Source organism: Cupriavidus sp., from assembly GCF_057315035.1.
Genome location: NZ_DBHKYV010000017.1, coordinates 61,955 through 77,719 on the forward strand (window position 1 = coordinate 61,955; position 15,765 = coordinate 77,719).

The 15,765-nt window shown below is 61.7% G+C and carries 15 protein-coding genes and 1 pseudogene; 7 read left to right on the forward strand and 9 right to left on the reverse strand.

What is annotated here, in order from left to right:
- Positions 1 to 256: 256 nt before the first annotated feature.
- From ACO550_RS20440 to ACO550_RS20460, 5 genes and pseudogenes are all read right to left on the reverse strand, one after another.
- Entirely contained in the window at positions 257 to 619 is a 363-nt protein-coding gene (locus ACO550_RS20440; RefSeq protein WP_315593776.1) for a copper-binding protein, read from the reverse strand.
- Positions 616 to 3,780, reverse strand: coding sequence for an efflux RND transporter permease subunit (locus tag ACO550_RS20445; RefSeq protein ID WP_315593777.1), 3,165 nt, complete (start codon positions 3,778 to 3,780; stop codon positions 616 to 618). Before ACO550_RS20445 ends, ACO550_RS20440 begins: the two co-directional genes overlap by 4 nt.
- Positions 3,777 to 5,323: pseudogene (locus ACO550_RS20450) on the reverse strand (efflux RND transporter periplasmic adaptor subunit). Before ACO550_RS20450 ends, ACO550_RS20445 begins: the two are co-directional and overlap by 4 nt.
- Entirely contained in the window at positions 5,320 to 6,621 is a 1,302-nt protein-coding gene (locus ACO550_RS20455) for a TolC family protein (protein WP_315593778.1), read from the reverse strand. Before ACO550_RS20455 ends, ACO550_RS20450 begins: the two are co-directional and overlap by 4 nt.
- 69 nt (positions 6,622 to 6,690) lie before the next feature.
- On the reverse strand, positions 6,691 to 6,957 hold the full coding sequence (locus ACO550_RS20460) for a hypothetical protein (RefSeq protein WP_315593779.1): 267 nt from the start codon (positions 6,955 to 6,957) through the stop codon (positions 6,691 to 6,693).
- Between the two features lie 389 nt (positions 6,958 to 7,346).
- Here ACO550_RS20460 and cueR point away from each other — a divergent pair, with 389 nt between their 5' ends.
- From cueR to ACO550_RS20475, 3 genes are all read left to right on the forward strand, one after another.
- Positions 7,347 to 7,778: a Cu(I)-responsive transcriptional regulator gene (cueR, locus tag ACO550_RS20465; protein ID WP_315593845.1), complete on the forward strand. Its 432-nt coding sequence runs from the start codon at positions 7,347 to 7,349 to the stop codon at positions 7,776 to 7,778.
- A 1,122-nt stretch (positions 7,779 to 8,900) separates the two neighbouring features.
- Entirely contained in the window at positions 8,901 to 9,203 is a 303-nt protein-coding gene (locus tag ACO550_RS20470) for a hypothetical protein (protein ID WP_315593781.1), read from the forward strand.
- A gap of 41 nt (positions 9,204 to 9,244) precedes the next feature.
- Entirely contained in the window at positions 9,245 to 9,553 is a 309-nt protein-coding gene (locus ACO550_RS20475; RefSeq protein WP_315593782.1) for a DUF2933 domain-containing protein, read from the forward strand.
- A 671-nt stretch (positions 9,554 to 10,224) separates the two neighbouring features.
- Here the strand turns inward: ACO550_RS20475 and merR are convergent.
- A complete protein-coding gene (gene merR, locus ACO550_RS20480; protein ID WP_315593783.1) occupies positions 10,225 to 10,623 on the reverse strand; it encodes a mercury resistance transcriptional regulator MerR in 399 nt (132 codons plus the stop codon).
- 71 nt (positions 10,624 to 10,694) lie between these two features.
- Here merR and ACO550_RS20485 point away from each other — a divergent pair, with 71 nt between their 5' ends.
- Genes ACO550_RS20485 through ACO550_RS20495 form a run of 3 tightly spaced genes read left to right on the forward strand, consistent with a single transcriptional unit; the run spans position 10,695 to position 11,625 of the window.
- Positions 10,695 to 11,042 (forward strand): mercuric transporter MerT family protein, encoded by a 348-nt coding sequence (locus ACO550_RS20485; RefSeq protein WP_315593784.1) that lies wholly within the window; start codon positions 10,695 to 10,697, stop codon positions 11,040 to 11,042.
- Between the two features lie 9 nt (positions 11,043 to 11,051).
- Complete coding sequence (merP, locus tag ACO550_RS20490) at positions 11,052 to 11,330, forward strand: mercury resistance system periplasmic binding protein MerP (protein ID WP_315593785.1); 279 nt, start codon at positions 11,052 to 11,054, stop codon at positions 11,328 to 11,330.
- A 7-nt stretch (positions 11,331 to 11,337) separates the two neighbouring features.
- Positions 11,338 to 11,625 carry a GDCCVxC domain-containing (seleno)protein gene (locus ACO550_RS20495; protein WP_315593846.1) on the forward strand — a complete coding sequence of 96 codons (288 nt, stop codon included), beginning with the start codon at positions 11,338 to 11,340 and terminating at the stop codon, positions 11,623 to 11,625.
- A gap of 15 nt (positions 11,626 to 11,640) precedes the next feature.
- Here ACO550_RS20495 and ACO550_RS20500 read toward each other — a convergent pair whose 3' ends face one another.
- Entirely contained in the window at positions 11,641 to 12,864 is a 1,224-nt protein-coding gene (locus tag ACO550_RS20500; protein WP_315593786.1) for an MFS transporter, read from the reverse strand.
- A 3-nt stretch (positions 12,865 to 12,867) separates the two neighbouring features.
- Positions 12,868 to 13,605, reverse strand: coding sequence for an MBL fold metallo-hydrolase (locus ACO550_RS20505; RefSeq protein ID WP_315593787.1), 738 nt, complete (start codon positions 13,603 to 13,605; stop codon positions 12,868 to 12,870).
- A 167-nt stretch (positions 13,606 to 13,772) separates the two neighbouring features.
- On the opposite strand from ACO550_RS20505, the gene ACO550_RS20510 reads away from it, so the two are divergent.
- Positions 13,773 to 14,429 carry a metalloregulator ArsR/SmtB family transcription factor gene (locus ACO550_RS20510; protein WP_315593788.1) on the forward strand — a complete coding sequence of 219 codons (657 nt, stop codon included), beginning with the start codon at positions 13,773 to 13,775 and terminating at the stop codon, positions 14,427 to 14,429.
- 744 nt (positions 14,430 to 15,173) lie between these two features.
- Here the strand turns inward: ACO550_RS20510 and ACO550_RS20515 are convergent.
- Positions 15,174 to 15,416: a hypothetical protein gene (locus ACO550_RS20515; RefSeq protein WP_315593789.1), complete on the reverse strand. Its 243-nt coding sequence runs from the start codon at positions 15,414 to 15,416 to the stop codon at positions 15,174 to 15,176.
- Positions 15,417 to 15,765 lie beyond the last annotated feature (349 nt).

The following is a 15,765-nucleotide window of genomic DNA, read 5'->3' on the forward strand; positions in this document are numbered from 1 at the left end:
TATGGATCAACGACGCTTGCGCTTCGTGCCTCTGGCGCGTTGAGCGCGGGGTGGTTTCATCTGGCTGCGCTTGAGCCGTCGCCAGGAGCGTGCGCTCCAAAAACATATGGCCACGACCCAAATCACCACCAGGATGATCTCGCCAATGAGCAACTGTCTCTGCTCAGGCGACAGCCAACGCCAATCAAAGTACACAAGCACTCCGTGTATGACTCGGCAAGCGCCCAACACCGGTGGTGGCGGGCGCCCCCCAAATCTAGGGCCTGCGCATTTCAACGACCGTGGGCTTGCCATCCACCTTGTCGAAGATGGCGAGCACCGAATCGCCCTCCTTGAAATCCTTCAGGGAGGCGTGATTTTTGACTGGGAATGCCATGGTCATGGCGGGCATGCCGAGATTTTCAATGGCGCCGTGCTTGAGAGTGACCTTGCCTGATTGCAGGTCAATCTTCTTGATTTCGGCCACGACCGGACGCGGCGCTTGTTGAGAGGATTCGGACGACTTCATCCCCATGTCGCCCATGGACTTCATGTCCATGCCATCCATGGACGTGGCAGCGAACGCTGCGGGGACGGCGAAAAGTGCCAAGGTGACGGCGAAAGACCTGATGTACTTCATGGTGTTTCCTCTTGAAGGGAGGGGTGGGTGGAGAGCGAAGGTCTTGTCTGCCGTCGACGAATCAGCAGGTACACGGCAGGCACGACAAAAAGGGACAGCAGCGGCGCGGTCACCATGCCGCCGACCATGGGCGCGGCAATGCGTTGCATGACCTCCGATCCGGTCCCGTGTGACCACATGATCGGAATCAGGCCGGCGAGAATCACGGCGACGGTCATGGCTTTGGGCCGTACGCGCAGGACCGCGCCTTCCTGAATCGCTTCGAGTAGCGCGGCTGAGCTGGCATCACCCCGGTCCACGCGTTCGTTCCAGGCCTGCTTCAGGTAGAGCAGCATGATGACGCCAAACTCGGCCGCCACGCCGGCGAGCGCTATGAAGCCGACGACCCCGGCAACCGAGAGGTTGTACCCCAGCAGGTAAAGCAGCCAGAAGCCACCGATCAGCGCTAGCGGCAGCGTACCCATGATCAGCATCGCTTCATCCAGGCGACCAAATACCAGGTAGAGGAGCACAAAGATGATCAGCAGCGTGAACGGCACCACCACCTTCAGCTTGGCGGTGGCTCGCTCCAGGTACTCGAACTGGCCGGACCAGCTCAGGGAATAGCCTGCCGGTATCGGCACCGCCTTGGCCACCGCGGACTGCATGTCATGGACGGCCGAGCGCAAATCGCGCCCACGGATGTCGACGTACACCCAGCCCGACAGCCGGGCATTCTCGCTGCGCAGCATGGGAGGGCCCTGCACGACCTGAATGCGCGCCACGTCGGACAGCGTAATCTGTTGCCCGCGGTCGGTGACGATGGGAAGGCTGCGCAATTGCTCTACGGAGTCGCGGTAGTCCCGGGGGTAGCGCACATTGATTGGAAAGCGCGCCAGCCCGTCGACCACTTCCCCGACATTGTCGCCGCCGACTGCCGACGACACGATGCTCTGCACATCCTCGATGTTGAGCCCATACCGCCCGGCTGCCATGCGGTCGATGTCGATATCGACGTAGCGTCCCCCAGTCAGACGTTCAGCCAGCGCGGAAGTTACCCCAGGCACTGTCTTGACGGCCTCTTCAATTCGCGTGGCCAGTCGGTCAATCTCCTTCAGGTCCGTGCCCGCCACCTTGATGCCGACTGGGCTCTTGATCCCCGTAGCAAGCATGTCGATGCGATTACGGATAGGTGGTACCCAGATGTTGGACAGCCCCGGCACCTTCACCACGCGGTCCAGTTCTTCCACCAGCTTGTCGGTCGTCATGCCCGCGCGCCACTGGTCGCGCGGCTTGAACTGGATGGTGGTCTCGAACATCTCGATGGGCGCCGGGTCGGTCGCTGTATCGGCGCGGCCCGCCTTGCCGAACACGGTGGCCACCTCCGGTACAGTCTTGATGAGGCGGTCGGTCTGTTGCAGGAGTTGAGCCGCCTTGCCGGCCGAAAGTCCGGGCAAGGCCGAGGGCATGTAGAGCAGGTCGCCTTCATCGAGCGGCGGCATGAATTCACCACCGATCTGTGTCAACGGCCAGGCGGTGGCGACAAGCAGGACGGCCGCGATCGCCACCGTGGTCTTCGGCCAGGTGAGCACCTTGGCCAGTACCGGCTGATAAGCGCGAATCAGCCAGCGGCTCAGGGGATTGGCCTGCTCCGTAGGAATCTTGCCCCGGATCATGTAGCCCATCAGCACTGGCACCAGTGTGACGGATAGCCCAGCCGCCGCCATGGAGTAGGTCTTGGTAAAGGCGAGCGGCGAAAATAGCCGGCCTTCCTGCGCCTCCAGGGTGAATACGGGGATGAATGAGAGCGTGATGATCAGCAACGAGAAGAACAATGCCGGTCCGACCTCGGCCGCCGACTCGCCGATGACGCTCCAGCGCTCGTGGCCGGTCAGCTCGAGATCGGGGTTGTCCACATGCCAGTGCTCCAGATGCTTGTGTGCGTTCTCGATCATGACGACCGCAGCATCCACCATGGCACCGATGGCGATAGCGATGCCACCGAGCGACATGATGTTGGCATTCACGCCCTGGTATCGCATGACGAGAAAGGCGGCCAGCACGCCGAGCGGCAGCGAGACAATGGCCACCAATGCGGAGCGCAGGTGAAACAGAAAGATCAAACATACCAGCGCGACGACGATGAATTCCTCGATCAGCTTGTGCGTCAGGTTCTCAACCGCACGGTTGATCAACGCGGAGCGGTCATAGGTCGGCACAATCTCGACACCGGCCGGCAGGCTCTTCTTGAGGACCTCGAGCTTGGCCTTTACAGCCTCGATGGTCTCCAGCGCATTCTTGCCCGAACGCATCACGATCACGCCGCCCGCTACTTCTCCCTGCCCGTCCAGTTCGGCGATACCTCGGCGCATCTCGGGGCCAAGCTGGACGGTAGCGACATCGCCCAGGCGCACGGGTATGCCCGCATCACTCGTGACTATCGGGATGTGCCGAAAATCGTCCAGTGTCTTCAGATAGCCCGAGGCACGTACCATGTACTCGGCCTCGCCCAGTTCCAGCACGGAGCCGCCCGTCTCCTGGTTGGCACCCTTGAGGGCCGCAAGCACCTTGCCTTGCGACAGGCTGTAGGCGCGCAGGCGATCCGGCATGAGGACGACCTGGTACTGCTTGACCATCCCGCCAAGAGATGCAACCTCGGCGACATTCGGCAGCGACTTCAGCTCGAAACGCAGGAACCAATCCTGCAGGGCGCGCAACTGGCTCAGGTCATGCTGGCCGGTCTTGTCCACGAGCGCGTATTCGTAGATCCATCCAACGCCTGTGGCATCAGGGCCCAGGGCCGGTTTAGCCGCAGCCGGCAGGCGGGACTGCACCTGGTTCAAGTATTCGAGCACGCGCGAGCGCGCCCAGTACAGGTCGGTGCCATCTTCGAACAGCACATAGACAAAGGAGTCGCCAAAGAACGAATAGCCGCGCACCGTCTTCGCGCCAGGCACCGATAGCATCGTGGTGGTCAGCGGATAGGTAACCTGATTCTCGACAATCTGCGGCGCTTGCCCGGGGAAGGGTGTGCGGATGATGACCTGTACGTCGGACAGATCCGGCAAGGCGTCAAGCGGCGTGCTGCGCACCGCCCACAGACCCCAGGCGGTCAGCATGACCGTTGCCAGCAGGACCAGGAAGCGGTTGCGAATCGACGCCAGGATGAGTCGGGCGATCATGGCTTGCCTCCCTGGACAGAGGCCGCGGGCTCGACCGAGGACAGGACGGGCATGCCATCGCTATTCAGATGGAAGCGGAAGCGCACGCGGTCGCCTGGCTTAAGGCCTTTGGGCAGACCGGCTGGCGGCGCAGCAAAGTCCATGGTCATGGCGCCCCACTGTGCCGACGGAATAGGCCCATGGGAGATGGTCAGACCGTTGCCCATGACCGCTTCGATGCGCCCGACGCCCTCGTGCTCTGGCGCGGGCACAGCCGATGCCGCGGGTGCGGCGGGTGCGGAAGCCGCTGGCGCTACGCTCATGCGCTCGGCAGTGCCGCGCAGGCTCGCCTCCGAATCGATCAGGAACTGGCCCGAAGTGACAACTTTCTGGCCAGCCTTGAGACCATCCACAACCTCCACCATGCCGTCGGCCTCGCGGCCGGTCTTGACGTTGGTGGCCACAAAACCCGCCTTGCCGGCATCGACGAAGACGACACTGCGCTGGCCGGTGCGGATGACGGATTCCACGGGAATCTGCAGCACTTCCTTTTCCGAACCGCTATCGAAGCGAACGGTCGCAAACATGCCCGGCAGCAGATGTTGGCCCTTGTTGGGCAAAACAATGCGCACCTTAATGGTTCGAGTGGCCGGATTGACGTCAGGCAGGACGGTATCAACCTTGCCCACGATCGGGGCCGGCGCACCAGTCGGGAGGACCTTGACAGGCAGTCCCGGTGCCAGGCCTCGGGCCTGTCCTTCGGGTACCTCTGCTATCACCCAGACCTGGCTTAGGTCGGCCAGGCGAAATAGTGTCATGCCGGGGGAGACCGTCATGCCGTCGCGAACGGCGACTTCCGTTACCACGCCATCAACAGGGCTTGGAATGCCCAGGCTGGGCTGCAGCTTTCCGGAGTTTTCCACGGCGCTCACCTGCGCAGGGGTCATGCCCGCCTGGAGCATGCGCGCTTTGGCCGCATCCGGCAGGTCAGATTGCGCGCCCGCGGGCAGTCGCGAGACAGCGAGATATTCTTCCTGGGCTGCAACCCAGTCGGGCGAATACAACGTCACCAGCGCTTGGCCCCGCCGAACGGGGTCGAGCGTCGCCCGTACGGCCACGTGCTGGACGAAGGCATTGGTCCGTGCCTGGATGACCTGTACGCTGCGCTCATCGATGGCGACGTTGCCGGGCGCCTCGAGCACTGGGCTCATCTGGCTCGCCTTGACCTCGGCGGTACGAATGCCCAGGTTCTGGGCGACGCGGCTGTCGACAGTAACTCCGCTGCCGGCGCCATCGCCATCCGCGTAGACCGGCACGAGCTGCATGTCCATGAATGGGGACTTGCCCGGCTTGTCGAAGCGCTGGCCGGGCACTCGTGCCAGTAGAGGATCCTCTTGCCGGTCTGCGGGTCGACGTCGCCCGCTTTGAAGCCGGACGGCGCGCCGGCAGGCGTTGGTGCCTGCGACGTCTGCGCCCCCCGCGTGACGCCGAAGCGGTAGCTGCCATAGCCCATCGCACCAAGGAGGACAAGGCATGCCGCCGTGATCATCAGTGGTTTCTTCATTTGAGGTCCTTCGCGGCAGGCTCGGTTTGGGCGGTGGGCAGTGGAATCAGGAAGGTCAAGTCGGCCCACAGCCTCGCGGTCTTCGCTTCCAGCGATAGCCGCTCCAACGCGGTGTCAATCGCGCGATGATTCGCTTCGGCCAAAGCCAGCAGCGAGCCCGTATTGGCCCGGTATGACGTCAGCGCGGCGTCTGCCTGAGCGTTTGCCAGCGGCAGTGTTGACGCGTCATAGCGCTTGAGCCGGTCGAGATTGCGCTGCAGTTCGGCCAGCTTGGCGTCAATCATGCTCTTGGTATTGCGCCTGATGATTTCGGATTTGGCACGAGCCTCCTGCGCCTTCGCCAACCTGGCAGCGACTTCACGGTCCTGGCGGTTGCCCTGGTCCCACGGCACGGGGAAGCTGACGTTCAGCGAAGCCATGTTGGAGTATGCGGAGCCGCGCTGGCTGTACATCAGTTCCACGGTGACGTCCGGCTTCTTGTTCTCTGTCGCGGAGCGGATCTCCGTCTCCGCCAGCGCGACGTCACGCTGCGCGGCGGCCATCTCGGGCACGGTATCGAAATCCGTCCGGGCCAGTTGCCGGACGCGTTCGGGCACATCAAGAGGCGGCCGCTCGCCAAGTGGACGGGTTGCGTCCGATCCAATCCAGCGCGCGAGATTCACCCCGGCGGTCGCGATGTAGGCCCGATTCTCATCCTCTCGGTCTCGCAGCTTCTGGATTTCCAATTCGGTCGATAGCACATCCGCGCGTGTGCCGCGTCCGCCGCGGTATGCGGCAGTCGCGGCCCGGAGCGCGAGATCCAGCGGATGGCCATGGTGGCCGAGCAGCACGCCGGCCTGTTCCGCATACCAACGGTCAAGCCATGCCGAAACTGCATTGCGTTGCACGTTGGCCAGACCAACCGCGCGCTGCGCATCGGCCGCGGAGGCCTCGGCTTCGAAGCGAGCGGCCCGGGCGCGACGCTTGTCCGACCGCGTGAGTTCCTGCATCACGCTAATCGAGCGCTGGGTCATGAAATCCCGGCTGAGCGAGAACGCGTCTGGGCCGGTGACCGGAACATTGTCGAGCCCAAGCTTTAGTACGGGGTCGGGCAACTGGCCGGCGGCGACCGCCATCTGAATGGCAGCCTCGACGGAACCCCGAGAAGATTCAGCATCGCCAGCATGCGCCGAGGCAAGCGCGATGGCTTCCGCAAGGGAAAGGGAGTCAGTGGATTGCGGCGTCGCGGCTTGCGACACCGTCATGCCAAGAACAGGCGCGCATAGCAGCGCCAGCGTCAGGCGACGTAGTAAAAGCATACAGCCTCCGGGAGCAACGACAGCCACCCCGGTATGGGGGATGGCAACAGTTCGGCGTTGTTCCGGAGGCTACGTGCGAAAACAGCAGTGAAGGATAGTCAGAGGCGGGGGCGGCGCGCGGGGCATGGCGTCGACGCCGAGCGCCGCATTCAAGTCAGCCACCACCACATCCGCCGGCTCGATGATGTTCACCAGAACCGGCAAGAATGCCGGAATCTGCGGCGAAACATGGTCGGTACTCTTGGAGTCCGCCTGGCAGTGCCCCAAGCAAAGTGCCTTCTGCTCGCCTGCCTGGTTGCTCGCGCCGTCCGCCATGTCGGGGCAGGACTCAGTCATGGCCGTCATCGTGTTACCACTGTCCATCTGGTAGCGGCTACCGGTACAGGCGTACGCGGCCGCTGCCAGTTGGACTGTCAGGAAGACGACGAGAAGGAAGCCAGCGAACCAGGGATGCCGGCGAGCCGAGTGACACAACGGTGCTTTTGCTTGGTGTTGACAGGCGCAAGCATAGCCTCTTTGGCTCGAATTGCAACCCGGCGCCCACGGTGGGCGGCGCCGACCCAAGCACGGCCACCAAGTGTCGGCTTCTCCTGATCCCAAGCAGAGGGGGGACCTTGACCTTCCCATGGGGGAAAGGTCTAGCTTGGAGTCATGGTTTCTCCATCGCGCACCGTGTGGACCGGCAAGGTTCCGCGAAAGGCGTCAGTTCAGTCAAAAGAGGCATTGTGAACATTGGACAAGCGGCCGGCTCATCGGGCGTGCCAGCCAAGATGATTCGCTACTACGAACGGATTGGCCTGATTGCTGCGGCGCACCGCAGCGGCGGGAACTATCGCACCTACGATACAACCGACATTCATACTCTGCATTTCATTGGGCGAGCCAGGCGATTGGGGTTCTCCACGGAGCAGATCCGCCAATTGCTTGACCTGTGGCGCAACAAGCGGCGCACCAGTGCTGCGGTGAAGGCGATTGCGCTCCGGCACATGCGAGAGCTAGACGTACGGCTCGCCGATCTGGCTGGCATGCGTGACACGCTCCAGGAACTCGCTGAGCATTGCGAAGGCGATAGGCGTCCCGTTTGCCCGATTCTTGACGCGATTGGCGGCGCGGAATCGCGACATTGGTCAGAGCCCTCTCATAGTCAGAAACCGTGAAGGGTGGCCTCGCAGGCTTTCACGCGCCTTCCCACGAATAGTCAAGCCGGAGAACGCAGGAGTCATTCACATGGACAACACACAGCTGCATCTGAATATAGCCACAGCGTCAGCTCACGAAGGTTTCGCGGATGAGCAGCGTACAGGCGCCGCGGTCCTTAGTAATGGTGGGCGCGTGGGCACACCAAGCATTCTTCGTCTGCCTTGCTACCCGAAATTGGGAGTCTAGACTGAATTGAATCAATGGCGTGATTTATGAGATACAGGCGCCGTACCTTCGCCCGATTGCTTGCGCTGCTGCTGCTGACGACGCTATTGTTTTCCCGTCTCGCGGCGGCTGGTTACTTATGTCCGCAGGAGACAAGCACGGCAATGGGGTCGGCAGCGATGGCCACCATGACTGATTGCCTGGACATGGACGACGCCCAGCCGGCGCTATGCGCAGACCGCCAGCACGGTAGCCAGCACTGGGCAGACAGCAATGCTCACCCCGCCGATTTCGCCGCCTTGCCGGCAGCGGAGTTCTCGCATGTGTTGCGACTGGCAGCATCTATCGGTCGCCTTTTTCCCACAGCGCCCACCACGAACTTTTCGTCTGGGCCGATCTATCTCGCAACAGCCCGCTTGCGAAATTGATGTTCCCCTTGCGTGGCATACCTCGCCACGCGCGGTTGCGTACTGTGGCTCAACCCAAGCGGAGGGCGTTGCCCCTGTTGGTTGAGCCAGATTCGACCAACTTATGGGGTGAACATCATGCATTCCACTCTCAAGGTAATCGCGCTAGTTGCGCTAGGCGTTGCAGCCGGGCAGGCGCTCGCTGGTCCCGACTGGGACGTCATTAATCGGGCACGCGCTGCCGCGCGACAGGCCGCCGTAACCCCCAGCGTCACGCCGTCCAAGGAAGCCATGCTCGTGCAGTGCAACGAGATGTTCAAACAGATGGACGCTCGCCCTACGGGGAGTCTCCCGCGCGGTCAGGCAAGCCCAAAGGGCGCGACTGAATCCAAGTGAGGTTGTAGCTTGACCCGCGATCGGAGCGACTGATGGAGGCCAGGCGGGGCGACTATGCCCGCCTGCGTCTGCAGCCCCGAACCGCGGTGGAATCTGACATGGAGACCTGACATGAAAACCAGAGCATTGCTGGTCACCACCTTGGCCATCGTTACGTTTGGCGTAAGCGGATGGTCCGCGGCGGCGGATGTCACCCGCAGCGCTGACAGCGCCAAGTCTGGTGCACAGGAAAAGCACCACGGCATGATGATGGGCCACATGATGGGAGGCAACATGATGACTGCTTGTCCCATGATAGGGCTGCCCGCGGGAAACGAGAAGCTCGCGATGCAGATGCACGCTGACATGATGCAGGCGATGAGTGACATCATGCGCAAGTACGCTGACAAGATCCAGACGTCCCCGACGAAGTAGGAACGTAAATGTACGCGACCGACTCCTGCAGGAGTACCAACATGAAATGCAATATGAAGACGATGATCGTCGCCGGAACTGCCCTGGTGACGACGCTGGTTGGCGCCTACGCCGTATGGCCGCCAATGCATGATTTGATACTGAGCATTGGCCCCTACTTCCTTTTCTTGCTTTGCCCGCTGTTCATGTGGCTGATGATGAGGAGCATGGCTGCGCACGATGACCAAGTAAGTGCAATGACTGATGAATCGTCTGAGCGAAAATCGATCAGAGGCACATTTGGCGGGGATCGTACCGCTGGAGGGCCGGATGCTCGTCAAAGCGAAAGCGGGATGAGGGGCGGCAAGTGAACAGGTTGACGGGGCAATGCGCTGTGTGCCGGTGCTTTTGCCTGGCGGCGCAGGTAGGAGGTAGCCATGTAGCCGCCTGATGGTCGCCAAGTCTAGATTGCCAAGGAGATTCCCATGAACACCATGTGTCATAGCCATCGTACCCACCCAAATTCTGGGAGCAGCTGGAAAAGACGCTTGCGGCCGTCCACGCTCCCGGGCTGACTGCAACGAAGGTCAAGGGATACGACGAGCACCGCAATTTCTATTCGAGCGACCTGACCACAGCGCACACCAAGATTGAGATCTTTGCGGAAGAGGCCTGACGTCGAGGCCATCGCCAACGCGATCGTCAATGAGGGGAAATCGACAGTGCCAGGAGCGGGGATCGTGGCAGTCATGTCGGTCGACCGCCTGCTACATCTTCATGTCCCCGTGACCGAGTTGAAGCCGTGAGCTGGCGATCCTGCCTAGCCAGTACCGAATTCACTGAAGCGTCAGGGTGGGTACTTTTGTCTTGCCGGTCTCCCTTACAACATCGACCGTTTCCCGGCCACCGTGATTTGCGCGCGAGGTGACCGTGCGCTGCTGATGTCCAAAGATGGCAGCAAATGGGCGCTGCCGGGCGGACTTCCGAGCAAGGACGAAACATCTTCTAACGCCACAGGCCGGGAACTCCTGCATGCGCAAGCCTAATCACTGGCCAGCACCTGGATGATTGGGCAAGGAGTCGCCCCGTCGCCTTCGCCACATTTTTGGATCAGATCAGTAAGCGCTTGGTGCATGCTCGCAAGGTCGGCCAATTTTTGCTCGATAAGGGTTCGTTTTTGGTCAGCCAGTGCGCGAGTGTCCGCGCAGTCATGCGCCCCGTCCAAACTCAATAGCGCAGCAATCTCGTCTAGCTTGAATCCCAAAGCTTGTGCGCGTTTGATGAAGCGCACGCGGTTGACCTGGTCCGGCGAATAACGGCGATGGCTGCCAAGCCCCTTTGGCGGCTCAGACAACAGCCCGCGCCGTTGATAGTAGCGGATCGTCTCGATGTGTACATTGGCCGCCTCCGCCAGCTTGCCAATGGTCAGCTCCGAAGCCATTTTTCCCCTTGATTCCGTATCTAGGTACGGAGTCTAGAGTAGCAAATGAAAAAACAGTTACAGGAAAGACAATGGCCCCGCTCACCGGCAAAGGCTCACTCATCGCAGGTGCTCTTGCGGCCATCGGTGCATCCGTGTGCTGCGTGGGTCCACTTCTGCTGTTGGCGCTTGGGATCGGCGGGACGTGGGTAGGCAGCCTCACGGCGATGGAACCCTACCGGCCGGTGTTCATCAGCTTGACACTGCTGTTTCTTGGATTGGCTTTCCGCAAGCTCTACCTGGTACCGCAGGCCTGCGCGCCCGGTACCTCTTGCACCGATCCGCGTACCGGCCGGCGGCAGCGCCATACGTTCTGGATCGTCACGGCGCTGCTGCTCGGCCTGCTGGCCGTGCCGTGGCTTGCCCCGATGTTTTATTGAGAGGAGTCGATGCGCAAACCATTCATTTCCGTGCTGCTGGCCCTTCCGCTGGCGGTCGTGTTCGCAGCCCCTCCAAAGAGCGTCACGCTGGACGTGCAGAACATGACGTGCGACCTATGCCCAATTACCATCAGGAAGTCGCTGAAAAAGGTTGCCGGGGTCAGCGCCGTCAGAGTTGATTTTGGGACCAAGACGGCCATCGTCACATACGATCCGGACAGGACTCAGCCGGAGGCTTTGACCCGCGCTACAACGAACGCGGGATATCCATCCGCTGTGCAGAAGTGAGAGCATGATGACTGCTGCAAACCTTTATTCCGTGCTGACATGCCCGCACTGTGGCCACGTCCAGCGCGAAACCATGCCTACGGATGCTTGCCGGTTCTATTACGAATGCCTGCACTGCAAGGTGGTGCTGCGTCCCAAGCCGGGGGACTGCTGCGTGTTCTGTTCGTTCGGCTCGGTTCCATGCCCGCCAATCCAGCAGCAACGCGCATGCGAATCGTCAAAGCCGGCCAATGCATCGAACGCAGCGGCAAGCAGTGTTGCGTGCCATTGTGGGCAGAAATTACGGCAGCAGTAATCTTGCCGGGCAGTATTACGCCCGCATGCGGACAGCGCTCACCAGCCCGGACAGGAACGTTAGCGCCGCAACCAGCCACACCGCCGTGATCAGGCCGAACAGATCGGCGGTGATGCCGGCCAGCAGCGCGCCCACGGCATACCCCAGATCGCGCCACCACCGGTAAACACCGACGGCGGAGGCGCGCCAGCTCGGGTGCGCCACATCGCCGATGGCCGCCAGCAAAGTCGGATAGACCATGGCTGTGCCGATACCCAGCAGCACGCCGCCCAAAGCAAAGCCGTCGAAAGTAGCCGTCGAAGCGGTGACAATGATTCCGGCCGCCTGCACCCACATCCCGCCGGCTATCAACCATTTACGACCGATGCGATCCGACAGCGCGCCCGTGAATACCTGCGTGCAGCCCCAGACTGCTGGATAGACGGCTGCCAGCACGCCGATCTGCGCGAGGCTCATGCCTGCCGTCGCAAACACTAGGGGAAACAAGCCCCACGCCATGCCATCGTTGAGGTTGTTGACGAGCCCCGCCTGGCTGATGCTGGACAGATTGCGGTCGGTCAGCGACATGCGGCGAAAGATCTCCCCCTGACTCAGTGCGCTGGCGCCTGCCAGGGCCGCGTGGTTGCGCGCCTCGTGCTGGGCGTGCTGCCGGGTTTCGCGCACGGCCAGCCAGGACAGCAGCAGGCCGGCCACGACGTAGACCACCCCAACATAGAACGGCTCCGGGCGAAGCCCGTACCGCGCGGCGATCCAGCCAGTCAACAACGCGCTGACGGCGACGGCGGCATAGCCAGCAAACTCATTCAGCCCCATGGCCAGGCCGCGCTGCCTGGGTCCCACCAGATCGATCTTCATAATGACCGTGGTGGACCAGGTCAGCCCCTGGCTGATTCCGAGCAGCACATTGGCCGCGACCACCCAATGCCATTGCGGCGCCCACATTAGCACGAACGGCACCGGGATCGCCACGAGCCATCCGGCTACGAGTGCCTGCTTGCGGCCGAAGCGGTCGGACATCCGGCCCGCCAGGTAATTGGTCATTGCCTTGGAGATGCCGAAGACCACGATGAAGGACAGGATCGCCGCCTTGGCCGCAAGGTGAAATTCGTGCTCGGCGATGGCCGGCAGAATGCTGCGTTCCAGGCCTACCATGGCGCCCACGAAGGCATTGACGACCACCAGCAGCAAGAACTGGCCCCAGTTCTCGCGCAGCCCGAGACGGATTGCGGTTGCTTCCATTCGTCAGCTCGTCAGCCCGAGATTGGCGTTGACGACCGCCGCCATGTCGGCCGGTCGTGGCGGGATCGCCTGGGTCTGGGCGTCAATGAAGGTCTCGCGGTCCTGTGTCAGGCTGGGGTTCCAGCGTCGCTCGAAGCCGAGCGTCGAGGAGGGCTTGCCAGACAATCCCACCCCGCAGGCGCTTCCCGCCTGGTGGCCAGGAAAAATCTCGATCTCGTCCGGTAACGGCAGGACTTTACTGTGCAAGCTGTCATACAGCACACCCGCCATCTCGCGCTCTTGCCCGGCCAAGTCTGGGCGCCCAACCGCCCCGACGAACAGCGTGTCGCCGGTCAGCAAAAACCAGGGGGATTCACTGCGGCGCTGATCGGTGACTAACAGGCAGATACTGTCGGGAGTATGCCCAGGTGTGTGTAGGACCCGGATCTTGACATTGCCCGCGTCCAGCATCTGTCCGTCGCGAAGCGGCTGCATGGCGTAGCGCAAGGTTGATTGGACGGACTCGTGCAGGCAGTAGGGAGCGCCCACGACCTGCGCCAGCGCCCGGCCGCCCGAGTAGTGATCGGCATGGACGTGGGTGTCGATGACATACGTGATCGTCACGCCAGCGCGCTTCGCCGCCTCGATGAACCATGCCTCGTCGCCCGCAACCACATCCACGGCCACAGCCTTGCCGTGGCCGCCGCAACCCAGGAGATATGAGATGGACGCATCGTCATTCGTGCGTTGTTTGAAAAACATGGCCTATCCTCCTGGCGTCACCCGCACCCCGCGACCGCTCGTGCAACACGTCGTCAGGATGGCGAGGTAGATCCCATCAACATTCTAATAAACATTAGAATGTATAGTGTACATACTTTCCGCCGGAAGGTGGAGCCTTCTGCGCCAACTGGACTTTCGGACACCTTATGCCCACGAATCGCGCTATCAAGGACGACCTGTACAAGCAGGTCGCCCGCATTGCCAAGGCGGTTGCCAGCGAGAAGCGGCTGGAGTTGATCGAGCTGCTGTGCCAGGCGCCGAAATCTGTCGAGATGCTGGCCGCTGAGGCGAGCATCAGCGTCAAGCTCGCCAGTGCTCACCTGAAGGCGCTACGCGTTGCGCGACTGCTGGAGACCGAGCGGCGGGGTAAGCACGTCATCTACCGCATCGCCAGCGCGCAAGTGCCACGCCTGTGGGTGATGTTGCACACCTTGGCCGAAGACCGGCTGGTCGAGCTACAGGGCGTGCTGAAACAGCTTGCGGCCGCGCATGGCGAATGGCGTGGGGAGGATCGGGCCGAACTGCTGCGCAAAGCCAAGGCCGGGGACATCGTCATGATCGACGTGCGGCCGCCGAACGAATTCGCGCAAGCGCATCTGCCATACGCCCGCTCGATGCCGCTGGCCGATCTACGTACACGCCTGGCCGAGCTGCCGATGGACAAGCCGATTGTGGCGTACTGCCGGGGACCGTTCTGCCTGATGTCCGACGACGCCGTACGCCTGCTCAGGGAACAAGGCTTCAGTGCGCTGAAACTACGCGAGGGCGTGGCGGAATGGGCAATGGTGCCCGCCGGTGCGTAGGCGGTCGCGGGACTGAATCGGACCAACTGACAAGATGAAAATGCGGACCTCCGCAATTGCTTTATCGAGGTGACTCTGTACGATCCGCTGACCGACAGCAATTTCGTTGGCCAATGCCGGGTTGGCTGTCATGCGCCCCTCGCACGCCGCCGGGATGCCGCCTCGAGTAGCGAGTCTTGGGCAACTGATGTCGCACGTGTACCGATGCACGTGGCCGCGCAGAGGACCGACGCCGATGGCCTCTCTCGTATCCAGCAAGCCGCACTTGCTCATGGCGGACAATGCCTGAGCACCGCCTATCTGGGCACGAACGCCTTGTACCTCCGGCTTTGTCGCAACGAGAGCCAAAAACTGGGGCATCGAGGCCATGCAGGCCCGGGAGCGATGCTGGCAACCTTCAAATTGTCTGGTTCGAAATGGCCACTACCACTAGCCTGAGTCCGCGCAGCGATTCGACCAATATCACGCATGGCGCCTGTGCCATCGGCCATCGCCGCACTGCCGATTCACCAGGAGTACTTGTGCGAGGCCTGCCAGCATGCGTTTTCCGGTTTTTTTGATCTCACCTGCTCTGACGGCTCCCTCGGCGCGACTCGCTTCAGTGGCACCGTAGAAAGTGCCTTAAAGCGGTTCTGCAGTTCGAGGGACACGAAGCCGTTGTGGGCGTGAGTTCATCGAGGTTTTTCATAGGAACCTCAACCCGAGCGCTGCGAAACAGTAGCCGAACCGAAGTGCCGTTCTACTTCAAGCAAGCGACAGAGTCTGACGAGAGTGTAGATCGAGTATGACCCGCAACTCGACATTGTCGCGATCCTTCGCATGCCAAAGACGGCTGGTGACGATGAACAGAAGTGGTTGGCCCGGGAACCGCACAAGATCTCCAGTTACCGGAGTGATTGTCCCAAAGACAGGCGAGAGGCTCACATCGATGTCTTTGGCTGCTGCGCGAGCCGTATCGGTGAACTCGATGGCTATGACGAGTTTCATGTTGGCCCTCTTCGTGGGTGATTGAGAAGGTGATCTTCTCAATTGTTCCATGAATACGGGTCCCCCATTGCGTGCCAGCAGTCAAGAAGGCGTTGTCCGCACTACCGGTGTTGTTGGTGTGTATTCCCCTTTCACCTAGTCGAAGACGCGCCCCTCTTACCCCACCGCGCAGCGAAGTCCCGGCTCCTGGCAGTGCCGGAACGGTTGGGGATCGTTCGGAAGTGGCTTGGTTGGGACAAGACGCATGAAGAAGTGACCTTCGTCAACGGGGGCGGCTTCTTGCAACTAGAGCTGTGTCGGCATGTGATGATCCATGGGGATTGCTTGCTGACACCCGATCCGATTCTGG

Excerpts from the sequence above, each read along its gene's own strand:
- ACO550_RS20440 (WP_315593776.1), bottom strand. The coding sequence starts at position 619 with ATGAAGTACATCAGGTCTTTCGCCGTCACCTTGGCACTTTTCGCCGTC.
- ACO550_RS20445 (WP_315593777.1), bottom strand. The coding sequence starts at position 3,780 with ATGATCGCCCGACTCATCCTGGCGTCGATTCGCAACCGCTTCCTGGTC.
- ACO550_RS20455 (WP_315593778.1), bottom strand. The coding sequence starts at position 6,621 with ATGCTTTTACTACGTCGCCTGACGCTGGCGCTGCTATGCGCGCCTGTT.
- ACO550_RS20460 (WP_315593779.1), bottom strand. The coding sequence starts at position 6,957 with ATGACTGAGTCCTGCCCCGACATGGCGGACGGCGCGAGCAACCAGGCA.
- ACO550_RS20470 (WP_315593781.1), top strand. The coding sequence starts at position 8,901 with ATGAAAACCAGAGCATTGCTGGTCACCACCTTGGCCATCGTTACGTTT.
- ACO550_RS20475 (WP_315593782.1), top strand. The coding sequence starts at position 9,245 with ATGAAATGCAATATGAAGACGATGATCGTCGCCGGAACTGCCCTGGTG.
- merR (WP_315593783.1), bottom strand. The coding sequence starts at position 10,623 with ATGGCTTCGGAGCTGACCATTGGCAAGCTGGCGGAGGCGGCCAATGTA.
- ACO550_RS20485 (WP_315593784.1), top strand. The coding sequence starts at position 10,695 with ATGGCCCCGCTCACCGGCAAAGGCTCACTCATCGCAGGTGCTCTTGCG.
- merP (WP_315593785.1), top strand. The coding sequence starts at position 11,052 with ATGCGCAAACCATTCATTTCCGTGCTGCTGGCCCTTCCGCTGGCGGTC.
- ACO550_RS20495 (WP_315593846.1), top strand. The coding sequence starts at position 11,338 with ATGACTGCTGCAAACCTTTATTCCGTGCTGACATGCCCGCACTGTGGC.
- ACO550_RS20500 (WP_315593786.1), bottom strand. The coding sequence starts at position 12,864 with ATGGAAGCAACCGCAATCCGTCTCGGGCTGCGCGAGAACTGGGGCCAG.
- ACO550_RS20505 (WP_315593787.1), bottom strand. The coding sequence starts at position 13,605 with ATGTTTTTCAAACAACGCACGAATGACGATGCGTCCATCTCATATCTC.
- ACO550_RS20510 (WP_315593788.1), top strand. The coding sequence starts at position 13,773 with ATGCCCACGAATCGCGCTATCAAGGACGACCTGTACAAGCAGGTCGCC.
- ACO550_RS20515 (WP_315593789.1), bottom strand. The coding sequence starts at position 15,416 with ATGAAACTCGTCATAGCCATCGAGTTCACCGATACGGCTCGCGCAGCA.